Source organism: Sphingopyxis sp. (assembly GCF_035944815.1).
In the GTDB taxonomy this organism is placed as follows: Bacteria; Pseudomonadota; Alphaproteobacteria; order Sphingomonadales; family Sphingomonadaceae; genus Sphingopyxis.
The window spans coordinates 16,006-35,536 of sequence record NZ_DASZAU010000012.1 but is presented as its reverse complement, the minus strand read 5'-3'; the positions used below and the strand labels follow the sequence as shown (position 1 = coordinate 35,536).

Annotated in this window: 20 protein-coding genes; 14 read left to right on the top strand and 6 right to left on the bottom strand. The window is 65.3% G+C overall.

The features are described from left to right. Positions 1–97: 97 nt before the first annotated feature. The 4 genes from phaR to VGU00_RS16850 all read left to right on the top strand — a co-directional run bounded on the left by phaR (position 98) and on the right by VGU00_RS16850 (position 5,459). Complete coding sequence (phaR, locus tag VGU00_RS16865) at positions 98–637, top strand: polyhydroxyalkanoate synthesis repressor PhaR (RefSeq protein WP_327470589.1); 540 nt, start codon at positions 98–100, stop codon at positions 635–637. 42 nt (positions 638–679) lie between these two features. Next, positions 680–2,206: a proline--tRNA ligase gene (gene proS / locus VGU00_RS16860; protein WP_327470587.1), complete on the top strand. Its 1,527-nt coding sequence runs from the start codon at positions 680–682 to the stop codon at positions 2,204–2,206. A gap of 160 nt (positions 2,207–2,366) precedes the next feature. After that, entirely contained in the window at positions 2,367–3,092 is a 726-nt protein-coding gene (locus VGU00_RS16855; protein ID WP_327470585.1) for a hypothetical protein, read from the top strand. 48 nt (positions 3,093–3,140) lie between these two features. After that, entirely contained in the window at positions 3,141–5,459 is a 2,319-nt protein-coding gene (locus VGU00_RS16850) for a VacB/RNase II family 3'-5' exoribonuclease (protein ID WP_327470583.1), read from the top strand. Position 5,460: 1 nt separating this feature from the next. Here VGU00_RS16850 and VGU00_RS16845 read toward each other — a convergent pair whose 3' ends face one another. Continuing rightward, entirely contained in the window at positions 5,461–6,243 is a 783-nt protein-coding gene (locus VGU00_RS16845; RefSeq protein ID WP_327470581.1) for a helix-turn-helix transcriptional regulator, read from the bottom strand. 117 nt (positions 6,244–6,360) lie between these two features. Between VGU00_RS16845 and VGU00_RS16840 the strand changes: the two genes are divergently transcribed. Further along, positions 6,361–6,750 (top strand): hypothetical protein, encoded by a 390-nt coding sequence (locus VGU00_RS16840; RefSeq protein ID WP_327470579.1) that lies wholly within the window; start codon positions 6,361–6,363, stop codon positions 6,748–6,750. Here VGU00_RS16840 and VGU00_RS16835 read toward each other — a convergent pair. Then, positions 6,747–7,199, bottom strand: coding sequence for a universal stress protein (locus tag VGU00_RS16835; RefSeq protein ID WP_327470577.1), 453 nt, complete (start codon positions 7,197–7,199; stop codon positions 6,747–6,749). The two genes, VGU00_RS16840 and VGU00_RS16835, sit on opposite strands and share 4 nt — an antisense overlap. Positions 7,200–7,358: 159 nt before the next feature. Between VGU00_RS16835 and VGU00_RS16830 the strand changes: the two genes are divergently transcribed. The 7 genes from VGU00_RS16830 (at position 7,359) to VGU00_RS16800 (ending at position 13,569) form a co-directional block, all read left to right on the top strand. Continuing rightward, positions 7,359–8,699: a pyruvate dehydrogenase complex dihydrolipoamide acetyltransferase gene (locus VGU00_RS16830; RefSeq protein WP_327470575.1), complete on the top strand. Its 1,341-nt coding sequence runs from the start codon at positions 7,359–7,361 to the stop codon at positions 8,697–8,699. A gap of 32 nt (positions 8,700–8,731) precedes the next feature. Beyond that, positions 8,732–9,007, top strand: coding sequence for a hypothetical protein (locus VGU00_RS16825; RefSeq protein WP_327470573.1), 276 nt, complete (start codon positions 8,732–8,734; stop codon positions 9,005–9,007). 14 nt (positions 9,008–9,021) lie between these two features. Continuing rightward, entirely contained in the window at positions 9,022–10,419 is a 1,398-nt protein-coding gene (gene lpdA, locus VGU00_RS16820; RefSeq protein ID WP_327470571.1) for a dihydrolipoyl dehydrogenase, read from the top strand. Between the two features lie 5 nt (positions 10,420–10,424). Next, entirely contained in the window at positions 10,425–11,015 is a 591-nt protein-coding gene (locus VGU00_RS16815) for a hypothetical protein (protein WP_327470570.1), read from the top strand. Further along, on the top strand, positions 11,012–11,656 hold the full coding sequence (locus VGU00_RS16810; protein ID WP_327470569.1) for a phosphatase PAP2 family protein: 645 nt from the start codon (positions 11,012–11,014) through the stop codon (positions 11,654–11,656). Before VGU00_RS16815 ends, VGU00_RS16810 begins: the two co-directional genes overlap by 4 nt. A 46-nt stretch (positions 11,657–11,702) precedes the next feature. Further along, the gene (locus VGU00_RS16805; RefSeq protein ID WP_327470568.1) at positions 11,703–12,140 is read left to right on the top strand and encodes a hypothetical protein; all 438 of its coding nucleotides are present in this window, start codon (positions 11,703–11,705) and stop codon (positions 12,138–12,140) included. Positions 12,141–12,234: 94 nt separating this feature from the next. Next, positions 12,235–13,569 (top strand): metal-dependent hydrolase family protein, encoded by a 1,335-nt coding sequence (locus VGU00_RS16800; protein ID WP_327470567.1) that lies wholly within the window; start codon positions 12,235–12,237, stop codon positions 13,567–13,569. A 4-nt stretch (positions 13,570–13,573) separates the two neighbouring features. Here the strand turns inward: VGU00_RS16800 and VGU00_RS16795 are convergent, their stop codons facing one another. Together VGU00_RS16795 and VGU00_RS16790 are read right to left on the bottom strand one after the other, a co-directional pair. Further along, positions 13,574–14,359, bottom strand: a complete 786-nt coding sequence (locus VGU00_RS16795) for a tyrosine-protein phosphatase (RefSeq protein ID WP_327470566.1) — start codon at positions 14,357–14,359, stop codon at positions 13,574–13,576. Next, positions 14,356–15,159 (bottom strand): crotonase/enoyl-CoA hydratase family protein, encoded by an 804-nt coding sequence (locus VGU00_RS16790; RefSeq protein WP_327470565.1) that lies wholly within the window; start codon positions 15,157–15,159, stop codon positions 14,356–14,358. Before VGU00_RS16790 ends, VGU00_RS16795 begins: the two co-directional genes overlap by 4 nt. A gap of 51 nt (positions 15,160–15,210) precedes the next feature. On the opposite strand from VGU00_RS16790, the gene VGU00_RS16785 reads away from it, so the two are divergent. Beyond that, entirely contained in the window at positions 15,211–16,350 is a 1,140-nt protein-coding gene (locus tag VGU00_RS16785) for an acyl-CoA dehydrogenase family protein (protein ID WP_327470563.1), read from the top strand. After that, the gene (locus VGU00_RS16780; RefSeq protein WP_327470561.1) at positions 16,347–17,060 is read left to right on the top strand and encodes an acyl-CoA dehydrogenase family protein; all 714 of its coding nucleotides are present in this window, start codon (positions 16,347–16,349) and stop codon (positions 17,058–17,060) included. Before VGU00_RS16785 ends, VGU00_RS16780 begins: the two co-directional genes overlap by 4 nt. 6 nt (positions 17,061–17,066) lie before the next feature. On the opposite strand, the gene VGU00_RS16775 is transcribed toward VGU00_RS16780, so the two are convergent. Continuing rightward, on the bottom strand, positions 17,067–18,197 hold the full coding sequence (locus tag VGU00_RS16775; protein WP_327470559.1) for a CaiB/BaiF CoA-transferase family protein: 1,131 nt from the start codon (positions 18,195–18,197) through the stop codon (positions 17,067–17,069). A gap of 16 nt (positions 18,198–18,213) precedes the next feature. Beyond that, positions 18,214–19,464, bottom strand: coding sequence for an acetyl-CoA C-acetyltransferase (locus VGU00_RS16770; RefSeq protein WP_327470557.1), 1,251 nt, complete (start codon positions 19,462–19,464; stop codon positions 18,214–18,216). Positions 19,465–19,531: the final 67 nt, after the last annotated feature.

Sequence of the window (19,531 nt, the reverse complement as noted above, 5' to 3'; positions counted from 1 at the left end):
GCGATTGTTGCGACGCATCATAATTTGATGCTAATGCGATAGCCGGTCCGGTGCGGCGCGGTCGCCATTGCCCGGAATACAAGGAGCGCGGGTCAAAATGGCGAAGTCCAGGGCGGCGGCGGAAAATGACGTCGTCACGATCAAGAAATATGCCAACCGGCGGCTCTACGATACCGAACGCAGTTGCTATATCACGCTCGAGGATCTCGGCACGATGGTGCGCGATGGCCGCGAATTCCGCGTCGTCGATGCGAAGAGCGGCGAGGATATCACGCACAATGTCCTGACGCAGATCATCATGGACGAGGAAACGCGCGGCGAAACGCTGCTGCCGGTCAATTTCCTTCGTCACCTGATCGGCATGTATGGCGACAAGATGCAGTCGGTGGTGCCGCAATATCTGGAAGCCTCGATGGCGGCCTTCCGCAAGAACCAGCAGGATGTCCGCTCGGCGTTCGAAGGCGCGCTGGGGGCCAACCCACTCGCGGAAATGACCCGGCGGAACATGGAAATGTTCCAGCAGGCGGCGGGGGCCTTCATCCCGGGCGCCGGTAACAGCAAGGCCAAGGATGCGGAGATCGCGGCGCTCAAGGCCGAAGTCGCCGACCTCAAGGCGCAGCTCGCCAAGAAAAATTAATCGGAGCCCTTTGGCTCCAGTGACGGAAAAAAGAACAATCTCATGGTCAAACATGCGCTCAGCGTAACCCGGCAGGCCGACTTCGCGGCCTGGTATCAGGAAGTGATTGCGGAAGCCGATCTTGCCGAGGAATCGGGCGTTCGCGGCTGTATGGTCATCAAGCCGTGGGGCTATGGCATCTGGGAACGGATCCAGACGATCATGGACGCCGGTATCAAGGACATGGGCGTCCAGAACTGCTATTTCCCGCTGTTCATTCCCTTGAGCTTCTTCGAGAAGGAAGCCGACCATGTCGATGGTTTTGCCAAGGAAATGGCGGTCGTTACCCACCATCGCCTGATCCAGGACGGCAAGGGCAAGCTGATCCCCGATCCCGAAGCGAAGCTGGAAGAGCCGCTGATTGTCCGTCCGACGTCGGAAACGGTGATCGGCGCCGCGATGAGCCGCTGGGTCCAGTCGTGGCGCGACCTGCCGCTGCGCGTCAACCAGTGGGCGAATGTCGTACGCTGGGAAATGCGCACGCGCATGTTCCTGCGCACCGCCGAATTCCTGTGGCAGGAAGGCCATAGCGCGCACGACAGCAAGGAAGACGCACTCGCCGAAACGATGCGCGCGCTCGAACTCTATCGCAGCGTTGCCGAGGAAGCGCTCGCGCTGCCCGTGATCGCGGGCGAAAAGCCCGAAAATGAGCGTTTCCCGGGCGCTGCCGCGACCTATTCGATCGAGGCGATGATGCAGGACGGCAAGGCGCTGCAGGCCGGTACCTCGCATTATCTCGGCACCGGCTTTGCCGAGGCGGCCAACATCCGCTTTCAGGACAAGGAAGGCGGCCACAGCCTCTGCCATACGGTCAGCTGGGGCTTCTCGACCCGCACGATCGGCGCGGTGATCATGACGCATGGCGACGATGATGGCCTCCGCTGCCCGCCGCGGATCGCGCCGCACCAGATCGTTATCGTGCCGATGCTGCGCGACAATGAGGAGGATGCCGCGATCCTCGACTATTGCGCGTCGCTGGAAAAGGAACTGAAGGCGCTCGACGCGTTCCGCGAACCCGTGCGCGTGCTGCTCGACACCAATGCCAACAAGGCACAGACGAAGCGCTGGGGCTGGGTCAAGAAGGGCGCGCCGATCATCCTCGAAATCGGTCCGCGCGACGTTGCCGGCGGCAATGTCGCGGTGATCCGCCGCGACCGCCTCTACAAGGATGACGGCAAGCTCAACAGCGCCTTCATCCCGCGTGGCGAGTTCGTTGCGGCTGCCGTCGCGACGCTCGGTGAGATACAGGACAATCTCTACGCCGAAGCGAAGGAGCGCCTCCATGCGAACATCCGCCGCGACGTGACCGACCTTGCGGCGCATTATGCCGGCGAGGACAAGTTCACCGGCTGGGTCGAGGTGCAATGGTCGCGTCCAACCGGCGCGGCGCTAGACAAGATCGTCGAGCAGTTGAAGGCGTTCAAGCTTACGATGCGCAACACACCGCTCGATGCCGAGCCCGCCGATGGTGCGTGCTTCTTTACCGGCGACCCGGCGGTTGAGCGCGTTTTGATCGGGCGGACTTACTGAATCTGCCCATCCGCCGTGGTTAGCCGCGCCCTAACCCCGAACCTCATTCTTTGCGGGCGGCGAATCTGCTATGCAACGCGTCGAGGGACTCGGTTCGGCGAGCCCCGTGCTTCGCGTTGCGGCGGGGGTCGTGCGCCGCGCGCTCAATCAGGGGAATGATATGCGACGGACGATTGCGATCGTGGCGGCTGCCTCGATGATCGGTGCCGCTTTGGGTCCGGCTTACGCCAAGACGCCCGGCGGCCTTTCGGACCTTGTCGGCGCCCGCGCGCCCGGCGCGGAAAGCGAGATGCAAGATCGCGGCTACAAGATGGAGACCTTCAAGAACGGCGGTCAATATTGGTGGAACGGTGACAGCGACACTTGCGTCCGCGTCGTCGTCGGTCAGGGACGCTATGCGAGCGTCGACAAGGTCGGCGCGAGCGATTGCGGCAAAGGCGGTGGCGGCGATGCCGCTGCGGCGGTTGGCGCGATCGCGGCCGTCGGCCTGATCGCCGCGCTCGCCAGCCACAAAAAGAAGCACGGTGACAGCGGCGCGAACCACGACAGCGAATATTCGCGCGGCTATAACGACGGTCTTTATGGTGGGTCGTACGACCGGAACGACAGCGAGGGCTATCACGACGGTTATATGGCCGGTGAGGCAGAGGCATCGAACCGGCGTGCCGCGAATCGCAGCTATGCGCGCCGCGGTTCCGATGGCGGGCGCGCCGCGTGCGAGCGCCGCGCCGACGAATATCAGAGCGCGCCCTCGGGCAGTAGCGTCGTGGTCAGCCAGCGCGACAAGCACGGCAACCATGTCTATACGGTGGCGACCGGCAGCTATCGCTCGGTCTGCACGGCGGACCCCTCGGGCCGGGTGATCGACATCCAACCCTATTATTGATCTGCGGATGGGGGTGACGCGCCGCGCGTTACCCCCTATCCGTGATGGATGGCCCGCAAGAAACATGTCGGACTGCCGACGCCCGACCAGATTCTTCGCTTCATCGAAGAGAGCAAGGACGCGGTCGGCAAGCGCGAGATCGCGAAGCATTTCGCGCTTCACGGCAATGAAAAGATCGCGCTGAAGGCGTTGCTCAAGGACATGACCGACGAAGGGCTCGTCGATCTGGCGCCCGGGCGTGCTTTTCATAAACATGGCGGGCTGCCGCGCGTCACCGTGCTGCGCGTCGTCGCGATCGAGGGCAGCAATTTGTGGGCGGTCCCCGATCGCTGGGAGGGCGCCGGCCCCGCGCCGCGGCTGCGCGTGATGGAGCAGGGGCGGAAAGGCGCGCTCGGCGTCGGCGACCGTATCCTCGCGCGGACCGAGGAGCGCGGCAGCGGCCATGTCGCGCACCCTATGAAGCGGCTGGCGGCGAGCGCCGAGATGGTGATCGGCGTGCTCGTTGAGGACGTCGGTCCCGGCGGCAAGCCGATGATCTGGCTGCGTCCCGCCGACAAGCGCGCGCGTTATGACTTTGCTGTCGCCGACAAGGGCGACGCCGATATCGGCGATCTCGTCCGCGCCGAACTCACCGGGCGCGGCGCGGCGATCAAGGCGAAGGTCGTCGACCGCATCGGCGATCCCTTCGCGCCGCGATCGCTCAGCATGATCGCGATTGCGCGGCACGAGATTCCCCATGTCTTCGACGGCGAAACGCTCGCCGAGGCCGAGCGCGCGGCGAAGCTGCCGCTCACGCCGGGCGGGCGTGAGGATCTGCGCGACCTGCCGATCGTCGCCATCGATCCCATAGATGCGCGCGACCATGACGATGCCGTGTGGGCGATCCCCGACGACGAACCGGGCAACAAGGGCGGCTTTCGCGCGATCGTCGCGATCGCCGACGTCAGCTATTATGTCCGTCCCGACGGCGCGCTCGACCGCGAAGCGCGGCGGCGCGGGAACAGCGTCTATTTCCCCGACCGCGTCGTTCCGATGCTTCCCGAAACGCTGTCGGCAGGGGTGTGCTCGCTGAAAGCCGGCGAGGATCGCGCCGCGATGGCGTGCCACCTCGTCATCGACAAGCATGGCAAAGTGACGTCATGGCGTTTCAACCGTGCGCTCGTACGACTGCGCGCGAACATCGCTTATGAACATGCGCAAGCCGCCTATGATGCTGATACGCCGCGCGACGACTGGGACGCGGACGTCCTCCCGACGCTCAGGAATTTGTGGGCTTGCTGGGCGCTGCTCGCGAAGGCGCGGGCTGCGCGCGACCCGCTCGACCTCGATCTGCCCGAACGGCAGGTGATTCTCGACGAACAGGGTAGCATCGCCGAAATCCGCGTCCGCGACCGGCTCGATTCGATGCGGCTGATCGAGGATTATATGATCGCGGCGAATGTCGCCGCAGCCAAGGCGCTCGAGGCGAAGAAGTCGCCCGTCATGTACCGCATCCACGAACCGCCGAGCCGCGAGAAGCTTGTCGGGCTCAAGGATTATCTGGAAACCTTCGAGCGAAGCTTCGCGCTCGGGCAGGTGATCACGCCCGCGGTGTTCAACCGCCTGATCGACGGCTTTTCCGAAGACGACCGGTTGCCCGAGATCATGCAGGCGATCCTGCGCAGCCAGACGCAGGCCTATTATGGGCCGGCCAACGCCGGGCATTTCGGGCTCGCGCTCGGCTCATACGCGCATTTCACGTCGCCGATCCGGCGCTACGCCGACCTCATCGTCCACCGTGCGCTCGTCGATTCCTACAAGCTGGAGGTGCCGGGCAAACCGAAGGACCTCCCCGCGCGGACGGGGCTCGGCGAAGCCGACGCCAAGGGGCTGTCGCGCATCGGCGAGGCGATCAGCGCGCTCGAACGCCGCGCGATGGAGGCGGAGCGCGAGACGGTCGACCGCTATGTCGCCGCCTATCTGGCGACCAAGACCGGCGAGATCGTCGTCGCGCGGATCACCGGCGTCCAGCCCTTCGGCTTTTTTGCCACCGTCGACGGGCTCGGCGGCGACGGGCTGGTGCCGGTTTCGACGCTCGGCAGCGAGCGTTTCTTTTATGACGAGGCGGCGCGCAGCCTCGACAGCGAGCATGGCCGGGTCAGCTATACGGTCGGGCAGTGGATCGAACTGCGGCTGATGGATGCGAACCCGGTCAGCGGCGCGCTGCGCTTCGAATTGCCCGATGCGCCCGAAGGCGGCTTCCGCAATCGCCCGCCGCGGCGCGATGGTGTGAAGGCGAAGGGAGCCATGAAGGACAAGGCCGGCAAGCATATGGTCGGCAAGCGTGGCCGCCCCGCGAACATCAAGCATAAGGGGCGGAAGCGCTAGGTCAGGTTGCGGCCATTGCCTGCAGTAGCGCGGCGCTCTCGGCATCCGCCGGGAAAAAGGCTTCGATCGCGAGTTCCGACAGCGTGATGTCGACGGGGGTGCCGAAGATCGTCACGGTCGAGACGAAGCGTATCTGCCCCATCGGCGTGTCGAGGATCAGCGGCACCGCGATGCCGTTCGCTGCGCTGCCATGGTCGTCGCCGACGTCGGCGCCATAAGCCGCCAGTTCCTCGCGCAGCGCGATCAAGCCGGCGTCGGCGCTCGCGTCGATCTGGTGATCGAGCCGTTCGAGCAGATGCGCGCGCCACTCGCCGCGGTTGACGATATGCGGCGCGAGGCCCCTGGGGTGCATCGCGACGCGGAGCACGTTGACGGGCGGCTCGAAGAGTTCGGGCGCCGCGAGCTGCGTCAGCAGGGAAACCGCCGCGTTCGCCGCGACCATGTTCCAGTGCCGGTCGACCGCGAGCGCGGGATAGGGCTCGTGCCCCTTCAGCACATGTTCGACGATCGCCCGCATTCCCGTCATTTCGGCGCTGTCGAGCGCGCGTTCCTGATAATCCGGCGCATAGCCCGCGGCGAGCAGCAGCGCGTTGCGCGCGCGGAGCGGCACCTCGAGGCAGTCGGCGATTCGCCCGAGCATCGCCGCGCTCGGTTTCGACCGGCCCGTTTCGATGAAGCTGAGGTGCCGCGTCGAAATTTCGGTATCGAGCGCGAGGTCCATCTGGCTCATCCGGCGGCGCGTGCGCCATTCGCGAAGCTGTTCGCCGAGCGTTGCGACTTGCATGATCGTCTCCTTCGTAAGCGGAGCTATACCCCGGCCTTCCTCTTTTCCATTACCTCCCGCGTAATCGACGCCATTCAATTCCAGGTTCAATCAGGGCGGGTCGAAAGGAGAACCAACATGTCGATCCTCAATCTCAAGAATGTCCTGGTTGCCGATGCCATCACCTGCGGAGGCGTTTTTGCTGTCGGGCTGCTCGCTGCCGCACCCGTCGGGGCCTTGCTCGGCCTGCCCGCGAGCGTCGTCGCGGTCGGCGGCTGGATCTGTCTTGCCGCCGCGCTGCTGATGATCGTCGCGGCGCGGCAGGCGGTCCCGAACCCGGCGCTGGTCAAGCTGATCGCGCTCGGCAATCTCGGCTGGGTCGCCGCCAGCTTTGCGGTGATCGCGACCTTCGGCGCCCAGATGACCGCCCTCGGCATCGCGGTCGTCGTCGCGCAGGCCATCGGCGTGCTCGGCTTTGCGATCCTCGAATGGAAGGATGCGGCCGTGCCGCGCGCGCTCGTGATCTAGCTCAACGCGTCGAGCCGGGCGACGTCGATCCCGCCCGGCACCAGCATCACCGGACAGGGGAGGGTTCCCGCATCCTGTCCGGTGAAATGCGCGACCAGCGGCCCGGGGGCACCCGAGGCCGCCGTCGCGAGGACGAGCGCGGCGATCTCGTCGCTCGCGCCGATCACTTCGCGGACCACCTCGGCGGGCTTGCCCGACTTGATCATATTCTGCGGCGTCACGCCTTCCTGCATCACCGCGTCGGCGGCGGTCGCCACCAGTTCCTCGGCATGTTCGCGCGCTTCGGCTTCGATCGTCGCCTGCACCCCGCCGAACGCCACGAAATCCTGCGGCGGGATGATCGCGAGGATGATGACGCCGCCGCCGGTGCGGGCGGCGCGGCGCGCGGCAAAGCGAAGCGCCAGCGCCGCCTCCGGACTGTCGTCGATCACCACCAGATATGTCCGCATCGCCCCGACCCCTCGTGTTTTTGCTTGGCGCAAAGAGTGCGTCACATTCGTATGAAACGCAAGCTGGCCCGCTGGACCTTGCTCGAAGCAAGGCTTATGGCGGAGAAGAATCCGTAGCGGCAGGCCCGGCCTGCAAGACTGACAGGGACAAGCCCGAATATGCCAATCGAACTCAAAATGCCCGCTCTCTCGCCGACGATGGAGGAGGGCACCCTCGCCAAATGGCTGGTGAAGGAAGGCGATACGGTCAAGTCGGGCGATCTGCTCGCCGAGATCGAAACCGACAAGGCGACGATGGAGTTCGAAGCGGTCGACGAAGGCGTGATCAGCCATATTCTCGTCGCCGAAGGCACCGACAATGTGAAGGTCGGCACGGTGATCGCGACGATCGCTGGCGAGGATGAGGATGCATCGAGCGCCAAGGCCGCGCCGGCGCCCGCCGCTCCCGCAGCAGAAGCCAAGGCCGAAGCACCGGCGCCCGCTCCGACTCCGGCACCTGCCGCTGCACCGGCAACCGCTGCTGCACCGGCACCGGCACCGGCACCGGCACCCGCCGCGGCGCCGGCGGCTTCGGGCGAGCGCATCAAGGCGAGCCCGCTTGCCAAGCGGCTTGCTACCGAGCAGGGCATCGATCTCAAGACGCTGACCGGCACCGGCCCGGGTGGCCGCATCGTCAAGGCCGACCTCGAGGGCGCGCCCGCGGGCGCCGCGGCTCCGGCTGCTGCGACGCCGGCTTCTGCACCCGCTGCGGCTCCGGCGCCTGCCGCGTCGGCACCCGCCGCCGGGCGCAGCGAAATCCCCGATTTCGGCATCCCGCACGAGGACGAGAAGCTCAGCGGCATGCGCAAGACGATTGCGCGCCGGCTCAGCCAGTCGATGCAGGAATCTCCGCACATCTATCTCACCGTCGACATCCGTCTCGACGCGCTGCTCAAACTGCGCGGCGAGCTCAACGCCAGCCTCGAAAGCCGCGGCGTCAAGCTCAGCGTCAACGACATGCTGATCAAGGCGCTCGCGGTCGCGCTCGAACGCGTGCCGTCGTGTAACGTCAGCTTCGGCGGCGACGTGATGCGCAAATACAGCCGCGCCGACATCTCGGTCGCGGTCAGCATCCCCGGCGGCCTGATCACCCCGATCATCGTCGATGCGGGCGGCAAGTCGATGTCGAAGATCTCGACCGAAATGGCCGAACTCGCGGCGAAGGCGAAGGAAGGCAAGCTCCAGCCCGCTGAATATCAGGGCGGCACCGCCTCGATCTCGAACATGGGCATGATGGGGATCAAGCAGTTCACCGCGGTGATCAACCCGCCGCAGGCGATGATCATGGCGATCGGCGCGGGCGAGAAGCGCCCCTATGTCGTCGACGACGCGCTCGCGATCGCCACCGTCATGTCGGCCACCGGCAGCTTCGACCACCGCGCGATCGACGGGGCGGATGGGGCGCTTCTGATGAAGACCTTCAAGGAACTGGTGGAGAACCCGCTGGGGCTGGTGGCTTGAAAATCACCAGATTTATGGCTGCAGTCACAATCTTGGCTGCCAGTTTTGCCTTGATCTTCTTCAGCGCGCTGCTCCTGGTTTTTGAAATCGGCGTTCCAATGCTCGGCGGCCAGAGCAAGGCTGCCCTGGAGAGCATCGCTCCTCAAGCATGGCTTGGGATTGCGATTGGAATTCTGCTAATTCTTACCGGCATGTACCTCGCGGGGCAGAGAAAGATCGAAGCGGTAATAAGAAGCGCGATTGCTATTTTCGTCTTCCAGTTCGTTCTATTTTACATGGTGCGCCCTGTCGTGCGCGCGCTCGGCTAAACACGGAGTTTAAAGTGGCTGACACCAACTACGACCTCATCGTCCTCGGCTCGGGTCCCGGCGGCTATGTCGCGGCGATCCGCGCGGCGCAGCTCGGCCTGAAAACCGCGATCGTCGAGCGCGAGAATCTCGGGGGCATCTGCCTCAACTGGGGCTGCATCCCGACCAAGGCGCTGCTGCGCTCGGCCGAAATCTATCATTATATGCAGCATGCCGGCGATTACGGCCTGATCGCGCAACAGATCAGCGCCGATATCGACGCGGTCGTGAAGCGCAGCCGCGGGGTTGCGAAACAGCTCAGCCAGGGCGTCGCCTTCCTGATGAAGAAGCACAAGATCACCGTCCATATGGGCGAGGGCAAGCTCACCGCGCCCGGCAAGCTGGAAGTGAAGGGCGAAAAGGGCAGCGAAACGCTGACCGCGAAGAACATCATCGTCGCGACCGGCGCGCGCGCGCGCGACCTGCCGTTCGCGCCTGCCGACGGCAAGCGCATCTGGACCTATCGCCACGCGCTCGTCCCGCCCGAAATGCCGAAGAAATTGCTCGTCATCGGATCGGGCGCAATCGGGATCGAGTTCGCGAGCTTCTACAGCGATATGGGCGTCGACGTCACCGTCGTCGAAATGCTCGACCGGCTCGTCCCGGTCGAGGATGCCGACGTGTCGGCCTTCCTCGAAAAGCAGCTCAAGAAGCAGGGCATGACGATCTTCACCGGTGCTGGCGTCGAGGAACTCAAAGCAACCGCGACCGGCGTGACTGCCAAGATCAAGACGAAGGATGGCAAGACCGAAAGCGCCGAATTCAGCCACGCGATCGTCGCCATCGGCATCGTCCCGAACACCGAGAATATCGGCCTCGAAGCGCTCGGCGTGAAGACGACGAAGGGCCATATCGACACCGACGCGATGTGCCGCACCAATGTCCCCGGTATCTGGGCAATCGGCGACGTCACCGCGCCGCCTTGGCTCGCGCACAAGGCGATGCACGAATCGGTGATTTCGGTCGAGGCGATTGCGGGCAATCACCCGCACGCGATGGACCCGCGCAACATCCCCGGTTGCACCTATTGCCGCCCGCAGATCGCGAGCGTCGGGCTGACCGAGGCAAAGGCCAAGGAACTCGGTTACGAGGTCAAGGCTGGCACCTTCCCCTTCATCGGCAACGGCAAGGCGATTGCCCTTGGCGAGTCCGAGGGGTTCACCAAGACGGTGTTCGACGCGAAGACCGGCGAACTGCTCGGCGCGCACATGATCGGCGCCGAGGTCACCGAGCTCATTCAGGGCTATACGATCGGCAAGACCGCCGAGCTGGTCGAGGATGATTTCATCGGCACCGTCTTCCCGCATCCGACGCTCAGCGAAACGATGCACGAGGGCGTGCTGGCGGCATTCGGGCGGCCGCTGCACATCTAGCCGGCTTGAACCCGTCGATCCTCCATTTCTCCCGGACGGGCAGCGCCATCAAGGCGCTGTTCTTCCTGGGGTTTGCGGCGATTGCATTCGCGATGGCGGGGCTGTTGCATGGCGAGCGCGAAGCCGTGCCCCGAACCGCGCAATTGCCGGGAGGGCTCGAACTCCCGGCGCCGGCGCCGCGCAGGGACCCGCTGGCGCCGTTCAAAATTCCGGCGATGATCGTCGCGGGCGGCATATGCCTCTTCTACGCCGGTCGGCACGGGTTGCGCGTCGTGCGCCGTGATGTGGCGGCGCGGATCGAGAATCGCCAGCTCCATTTTCATGCGAGCTATGCCGTAGCCCCGAACCCGCTGCCGATCGGCGATATCGTCGAGACCGTCGTCGATCGCGCCGACCGGCTGCCCGGCGAAGCGAGCGGATCGGCGCGGCTGGGGATGCGGATGCGGCAGGGGCTCTACATCGCCTACAGCGCTAGTGGCGCGGTCAGCGAATTGCGTTTGATCGACAACGATATCGATGGCGGCGCAGATCAGCTGCGGCGTTTCGCGGCGTATCTGGATGAATGGCGCCGGTCGGCGGTGGGGAAACAGCGATGACGATAACGCAGAACAGGCCGATCCTAATCGCGGGCCTGCTGATCTTTGCGACCGTCCTGCTCGGCCTCGCCGTGGGCGCGGGATGGACCGACGCGGTCGACTGGCGGGTCTCGCATGCGCTGTCGCTGCGCGTCGACCAGAATGACCCGATGCTCATCGCCTTCATGCAGGGTGCGAGCTGGATTGGCGGGGGCACGCCGCGCTGGATCATCGTCATCCTGCTCTGTGCGCTCGTCTGGCACTGGTGCGGGCCGCGCTGCGCGGTGGCGCTAGGCGGGGCATCGCTGCTGTCGAACCTCGCGTCGAGCCTGCTCAAATTCGGCTTCGGTCGCGCGCGTCCAGACCTGATCGACCATCTCGATCATCAGACGAGCTTTTCCTATCCCAGCGGCCATGCGACGAGCGCGGCGGTCGTCTATCTGCTGCTCGCCTGGCTCGCGCCGCCGCGCTGGCGGCGGGCGGCGTGGAGCCTTGCCGGCGTGATGATCGTGCTCAACGGCTTTTCGCGGATCATGCTCGGCGTCCATTGGGCGAGCGACATTTTGGGCGGCACGATGCTCGGCGCCGCCTTTGCCCTGCTCGGCATCTGCTGGGTCCGCAGGCCGAAGGAAGCATCGCCGGCGTCCCTAAGGGAATCGTAAACTCTCGCTGCTATCGGGTGGTCGCTCGACTGTGGGGGCTGTCCGAATGAATTTTTCCCTTGGCAAGACGCTGGGCGTGATCGCCGGTCTGCTTCCGCTGCTCTATATCGGATTCATGCTGCGCCATTTCGTCGGCGTTGGCGGCGGTTCGATCGACGGAATAGTCGGGATCGGGCTCGGCCCGACGGTGATCGGGCTGTCGATCGTCGGGTTGCTCTTCGCGCTGCCGCTGATCATCAAGCTGCTTCGTGCCGCGACGGGCGTCAACCGGGTGCCGGGCAAGAGCTTCGATACCGCGCTGAAGCCCGGCGAAGTGTCGGACGAACCGTCGTTCGACGCCGACGCCGTCTTCGCCAACTATATGCGCAAGCGCGATCAGGGCGGTGACGTTCCGCCTGCCCAACCGGTCACGGGAGAGTTCGCCGACGATGCCGGTTTCGCGCCGCCCCGCCCGTCGGGTTTCGGCCGCAAGGGGCTCGGCTGAACGCCGCTTTTCGATCCTCCCGGATTTTCCCCTGTCCTACGCTGCCGCTTTTTGCCATCACCGCGACAGGCAATAACAAGGGGCGGGGCGGACAATGCAATCGCGAGTGAAGTTCGGGACTTTTCTGCGGGGAATCGCTTTTGGCGCCGCCGCTTTTTCGGCTGCGGCCGCTACGTCGGCGCTGGCGCAGGACGGCAGCGGGCAGACCGTCATCACCGCCGCGCGCTACATCGATGTGCTGACCGGGAAAACGGTCGATTATCCTGCGATCTTCGTCGGCGCGGACGGGCGGATCACGAACATCGCCGACGCGCGCACGGTGCGCTGGGGATCGAACGTCAAGCATATCGACCTTGGTGACAAGACGCTGCTGCCCGGGCTGATCGACATGCACGTTCATCTCGATGGCCCTGCCGATATCGGCGGTTATCGCGGGCTGGAATTCACCGACAGTTTCTGGGGCATGACCGCGGTCAAAAATGCGAACGACATGCTGGGGGCGGGCTTTACCACGGTGCGCAACGTCGGGTCGAGCGACCGCAACGATATCGGGCTCAAGCAGGCGATCGACGCGGGCTATGCCACGGGGCCGCGGATCGTGCCCGCGGGCTATGCGCTCGGCGCGACCGGCGGGCATTGCGACAGCACCTTCCTGCCGCCCAGCCTCGAAAAGAAGGACGGCAAGGAAGAGGGTATCGGCGATAATCCCGAAGAGCTTCGTTATCAGGTTCGCCGCCAGCGCAAATATGGCGCCGAGGTGATCAAGGTTTGCGCGACGGGCGGCGTCTTCTCGCGCAACACCGAGCCGGGGCAGTTGCAGGTTTCGGAAAAGGAACTCGCCGCGATCGCCGACGAGGCGCATCAATGGGGCCTGCGCGTCGCCGCGCATGCGCATGGCGCGTCGGGCATCCGCGCCGCGATTGCTGCCGGCATCGACACGATCGAGCATGTCAGCCTTGTCGACGACGAAGGCATCCGCATGGCCGTCGCGCGCAAGCAGCCCGTCTGGTTTTCGATGGATATCTACAACACCGAATATACGCAGGCCGAGGGCGCGAAGAATGGCGTGCTCGAGGATAATCTGCGCAAGGACCGCGAAGTCGCGCAGATCCAGCGCGACAATTTCCGGAAAGCGGTGAAGGCGGGCGTGCGCATGGTGTTCGGTTCGGACGCGGGCGTGATGCCGCACGGCGACGTCGGCAAGCAGTTCCGCGTGATGGTCGAATATGGGATGACCCCGCTGCAGGCGGTGCAGGCGGCGACGAAAAATGCCGCCGAAGCGCTGGGCCGCGAGAAGGATGTCGGGGCGATCGCGGTCGGCCGCTATGCTGATATCGTCGCGGTCGACGGCGATCCGCTGGCCGACGTGCGCCAGCTCGAAAGCGTCGACGCCGTGGTGAAGGGCGGGGTGCTGGTGAAGGGCCAATAGGCCCTTACACCACCAGCCGGTCGACCAGCGCCTCGCGCTTGTCGGGGGTGAAGTTCAGCACCGCCTCGGCATAGGTCGGGATGTCGCCATGGTCGCGCCGCACCGTGGCGAGTGCGGCGTCGAGATAGGCGGGGTTGACCGACATCAAAGCGCGGATCGCATCATCGTGGATTTCGGCACCGTAACGCGACCGGATATGCGCCGCACCCTGCGCGATGCGTTCCTCGATCTTGCCCGCGGTGTTGGTGAGCAGATAATCCTGCATCAGATCATCCTCATGGACGCCGAGCAGCCGGTGAACGATCGCGACCGCAAAGCCGGTCCGATCCTTGCCCGCGACGCAGTGGACGAGGCTCGGCGCATCATATTCGGAAAGCGCCGCGAGATAGAGCCGCAGCGTCGCGACGAGCGCAGGCCGGTAGGGCATGCCGGCATAGGTGTCGATCATGCGCTCGCGGGCTGTTTCGACGTCGATCGTGCCGCCCGCGGCCTGCAGATGCGGCGCGAGCCCGGCGGTAATGCCGCCCGCGAACAATACGCGCGCCGAGAAGGTCTCGCTGCGCCGGCAGGGATGCAGTTCGCGCTCGTCGTCGCCGCGCAAATCGACCACCGTTTCGAGCCCCAGCGCGTCGAGCGCGTCGAGATCCTCGTCGGTCGCCGCCTCATGGTGCGCCGAACGCCACAGCATCGCGTCGCGGAGCCGGCCACCACCCTCGACGGCATAGCCGCCATAGTCGCGGAAATTGTGGATGCCGGACAGCGGCAGGACACGCTCGGCGAGCATGGTCATTCTCCTGTAAACATAGGGGGACGTTTTTCGACGAAGGCATTGATCGCCTCGCGGTTATCCGCGGTTTCGTGGACGATCGCCTGATAGGCTGCGCTGAGTTCCAAAATATCGCTCATCCGGCTGTGCTGCGCCTCTCGGAGCAGACGTTTCGTCAGGCGCAGCGCGCGGGGCGGATTGCAGACGATCCGCTCGGCAATGGCGATTGCACGGTCGAGCAGTTCCGCATCGGGCACGACGTCCGTGACCAGACCATATTCCTTTGCCTGCTGCGCGTCAAAGCGGTCGCCAGTCAGAAAGAGTTCGGCAGCGCGCGGATAGCCGAGTATCTTCTGAAGGAGCCATGCACCGCCGTCGCCGGGAACGATCCCGACCTTGATGAAGCTGCATGCGAATTTCGCGCTCTCGGCCGCGATGCGAATGTCGCAGGTACAGGCAAGGTCGGCACCGAGCCCGATCGCATGGCCGTTGACCGCGGCGATCATCGGCACTTCGCAGTCCATCAGCGCGCGGATCACCGCCTGCACGCCCTTGCGGTAATTGGCGCGGGTGGAATCGGGCTGGTCGAGCACACCGATGCCTTGGCGGTCTTGCATACCTTTCAGGTTCCCACCGGCGCTGAACGCCTTGCCGCTGCCGGTCAGGATGATCGCGCTGACGCTGCGGTCGTCGCCGAGGTCGCGCAGCGTGTCGATGATGTCCTGACAATCCTCGTGGGTGCCGATCGCATTCATGCTTTCGGGCTTGATCATCGTCAGGATCGCGATCTTGTCCCGCCGCTCGACACTCAAAAATTCACCCATCGTCAATAATCCTTTGCTGCCTAACCAAAGCTATTGCATGGCTGGTGCGACATGCAAGGCTTTGCGCTCTATCCGTTCGATCCGCCCGGCGACATTGCGGCACTGCGTGCCGAATTACGGGCGTGGCTGGCCGAGCATCAGCCGCGCGGAGACATCGTCGAACGTGCCAATTGCTGGGCGAGCTTCGACGCCGATTTCAGTCGGCGTCTCGGCGCCACCGGATATGTCGGCATGACGCTGCCGGCGCAATATGGCGGCGGCGACCGGCATCCGCTCGAACGTTATGTGGTGATCGAGGAACTGCTCGCCGCGGGTGCGCCGGTCGGCGCGCACTGGATTGCCGACCGGCAGACCGGGCCGCTGATCCTGCGTTATGGCAGCGAGGAACAACGCCAGCGCTATCTTCCGGGGATCGCGAAGGGCGAGCTTTACGCTTGCATCGGCCTGTCCGAGCCGGGCGCGGGATCGGATCTTGCCGCGGTGCGGACGTCGGCGCGCGAAACCGCGGAAGGCTGGCGGATCAACGGCCAGAAAATCTGGACCACGGGCGCGCATCTGTCGCACGTCATCCTCGCGCTGGTGCGCACCGAGGAAGGCAGCGAACGCAACGCGGGGCTGAGCCAGTTGCTGGTCGACCTCGACACGCCCGGCGTGACGATCCGCCCGATCATCGACATGGCGGGCAACCATGATTTCAACGAGGTGTTCTTCGACGATGTGCTCGTCCCGCATGGCGCGCTCGTCGGCGAACGCGGGCAGGGATGGAAGCAGGTTACGGCCGAACTGGGGCTCGAACGGTCGGGGCCCGAACGTTATCTGTCGAGCCATGCGCTGCTGGTCGCGCTGATCGATGCGGCGGGGGTCGATCCCGATCCGGCGGTGGCCGGACTGATCGGCGAACTGACGGCCGAGATGTGGACGCTGCGCCAGCTTTCGATGTCGACGGCGGCGAAGCTGGCGGCGGGTGAGGACCCGATGGTCGAGGCGTCGGTGGTCAAGGAACTGGGGAATGCCTTCGAACAGGATATGCCGCGGCGGGTGCAGGCGATCATCGACTGCGCGTGGGATGACGAAGCCGATCTCGCGAGACTGCTCCGCGCGCTCCTTATCGCGTCGCCCAGCTTTTCGCTGCGCGGCGGGACGCGTGAAGTGATCCGCGGGATCATCGCGCGCGGGCTGGGTCTGCGATGAGCGCGTCGCGCGCGATGCTTTGCGACACGGCGCGTGCGGTCCTGACCGGTGCGAGCGATATCGCGGCGGTCGAGGAGGCGGGTTTTGCGCTGCTGCTGGTGGCCGAGGAAGAAGGCGGTTTTGGCGGTGACTGGGGCGATGCTAATGCCGTCCTCCATATCGCGGGCATGTCGGCACCGGATTTGCCGGTCGCCGACATCATTCTCTCGGGTCTCGGCGACCCTTCCATGCCGCACCGCGCCGCCGCAACGGTCAGCCTGATGGCCGGCGCGATGGGGCAGGCGCTGGCGCTGTCGATCGACCATGTGAACACGCGGCAGCAATTCGGGCGCCCGCTCGGCAAGTTTCAGGCGGTGCAGCAATCGCTCGCGGTGATGGCGTGCGAGGTGGCGGCGGTCGACGCGGCTGCCGCCGCGATGGCGGCGCGGCTCGACGCGACGGGATTCGACGCCGATGCGGCGGGTTTCGAAATCGCCGCCGCGAAGCTGCGCGCCAATCGCGCGGTCGGCGTCGTGACCGCGATCGCGCACCAGGTGCATGGCGCGATCGGGTTCACCGAGGAATATGACCTGCGCCGCGTCACGATCCCGCTGATGCGCTGGCGCGGTGAACATGGCAACGACGCGTACTGGGCGCAGGCCCTTGGGCGTCAGGTTGCCGTCCTCGGCGGGCGCGGCCTCTGGGAAGGCCTGACCGCCCGCGCGGGGTGACGGGGGTCAGCGCAGCGCGCCGCTTTCGCGTAGCGCGGCGATGCCTGCCGCATCATAGCCAAGACCCGTCAGCACGCTATCGCCGTCGGCGCCGACCGCAGGCGCGGCGCGCGGCGTGTCGTTGACTGTCGCCGAATAGCGCGGGGCGGGGGCGGGCTGGATCGCACCGCCGACCGTCAGGAAGGTTTCGCGTTCGACATTGTGCGGGTGCTGCGGCGCCTCGCCGAGCGACAGGATCGGCGCGAAGCAGACATCGGTCATTTCCATGATCGCGCACCATTCGTCGCGCGTCTTCGTCTTGAACAGCGCGGTGAGCTTTTCCTTCAGCGGCCCCCATTTCGAAGGATCCAACTGCGCGTCGAAATCGGCATCGTCGGTCAGCCCTGTCTTCTCGCGAAGCAGGGCATAGAATTGCGGTTCGATCGAGCCGATCGAGACGAACTTGCCGTCGGCGCATTCGTAACTGTCGTAGAAGTGCGCCGCGCCATCGAGCATGTTGACGCCGGCCTCGTCCTTGAGCCGGCCTGCGGCAAGGAAGCCCCAAGTCATTCCCGCGAGCAGCGCCGAGCCGTCGGTCATCGCGCAGTCGATCACCTGGCCTTCGCCGGTACGCGCGGCGTGGACGAGCGCGCTCGACATGCCGAAGGCAAGCATCATGCCGCCACCGCCGAAGTCGCCGACATAGTTGACCGGCGGCACGGGCTTTTCACCCGCGCGGCCGATGCCGTGGAGGACGCCGGAGAGGGAGATATAGTTGATGTCGTGACCCGCGGCCTGCGCATAGGGACCGAACTGGCCCCAGCCGGTCATGCGTCCGTAGACAAGCTTCGGATTGTCGGCGAGCAGCACGTCGGGGCCGAGCCCGAGCCGCTCCATTACGCCCGGACGATAGCCCTCGATGATCCCGTCGGCGCTTTTGCAAAGCTCGCGTGCGATGCGGACCGCGTCGGGGTTCTTCATGTCGAGCGCGATCGAGGTGCGATTGCGGCTCAGCGGATCGCGCGGATCCATGAAGCCGCCGGGGCGATCAATACGGATCACCTCGGCGCCATGGTCGGCGAGCATCATGCCGCAGAAGGGGCCGGGACCAATGCCGGCAAATTCGATGATCCTGATACCCTTCAGCGGCCCGGTCATGCTCTACTCCTGTAACTCAGATACGTTCGATGATGATCGCGGGGGCCATGCCGCCGGCGGCGCACATGGTCACGAGGCCGTAACGGCCGCCCGAGCGTTCGAGTTCGTCGAGCGCGGTGCCGATCAGGATCGAACCCGTCGCGCCGATCGGGTGACCAAGCGCCATCGCGCCGCCGTTGATGTTCACCTTCTCGCGGTCGAGATCGAGGTCGCGGATGAACTTTTCGGCGACGACCGAGAAGGCTTCGTTGATTTCCCAGACGTCGATGTCGTCCTTCTTGAGACCCGCCTTTTCGAGCACCTTCTTCGCCGCCGGGACGGGAGCGTTGAGCATCAGCGTCGGGTCGTCGCCAATATTGGCATAGGCGACGATGCGCGCGCGCGGCTTCAGGCCATGCTTGTCGGCATAATCCTTCGAGGTCAGCAGCAGCGCGGCCGCGCCATCGACGACGCCCGACGAATTGCCGGCGTGGTGGAAGTGCTTGATCTCGACATCGGGATAGCGGCGGTTGATCTGCTTGCGGAAGGTGAAGCCACCGCCAAGGTCGAAATCGGCAAGGCCGGTGAACGCCGGCTTCAGCGAAGCAAGCCCTTCGGCGGTGGTTTCGGGGCGCGGAAATTCCTCATGGTCGAGCGCGACGCTGCCGTCGGTGTTCAGGACCGGCACGACCGACTTGTTGAAGCGGCCTTCCTTGATTGCGCGGTCGGCGCGCTGTTGGCTGACGAGCGCAAGCGCGTCGAGGTCTTCGCGGCTGATGCCTTCGATCGTCGCGATCGCGTCGCCGCACACGCCCTGATGCGATTGCGGGTGGATTTCATCGAGGGCCTCATGACCCGAGCCCATCAGGCGCTGCGGCAGGCCCGCATTCGCCTGTTCGGCGGCGTAGGCGGTCGTGTAGCTCATCATCTCGGTCCCGCCGGCGATGACGCAATCTTCCATGCCGCTCATCACGCTCGCGGCCGCGAAGTTGACCGAGCTGATCCCGCCGCCGCAGAAGCGATCGAGCGTCGTGCCGCTGGCCTTGGTGTCATAGCCCGCCGACAGCGCCGCCATACGCCCGAGGTCGCCGCCCTGCTTGCCGTTCTGGCTCGACGTCGACCAGACGATGTCGTCGACGGTTGCGGTGTCGAGATTGTTGCGGTCGCGGATCGCGGCGAGCACGGTCGCGGCGAGATGCTGCGGGTGGAGGTGCGAGAGCGCGCCCTTGCCGGGCTTGCCGACCCCGCGGGGGGTGCGAACGGCGTCGATGATATAGGCCTCGGCCATGGTGGATATCCTTTCGTGGAGAGCTTCGAAGATCGTCGGTCGATTGAAAAGCGCGTTGATGGGGAGT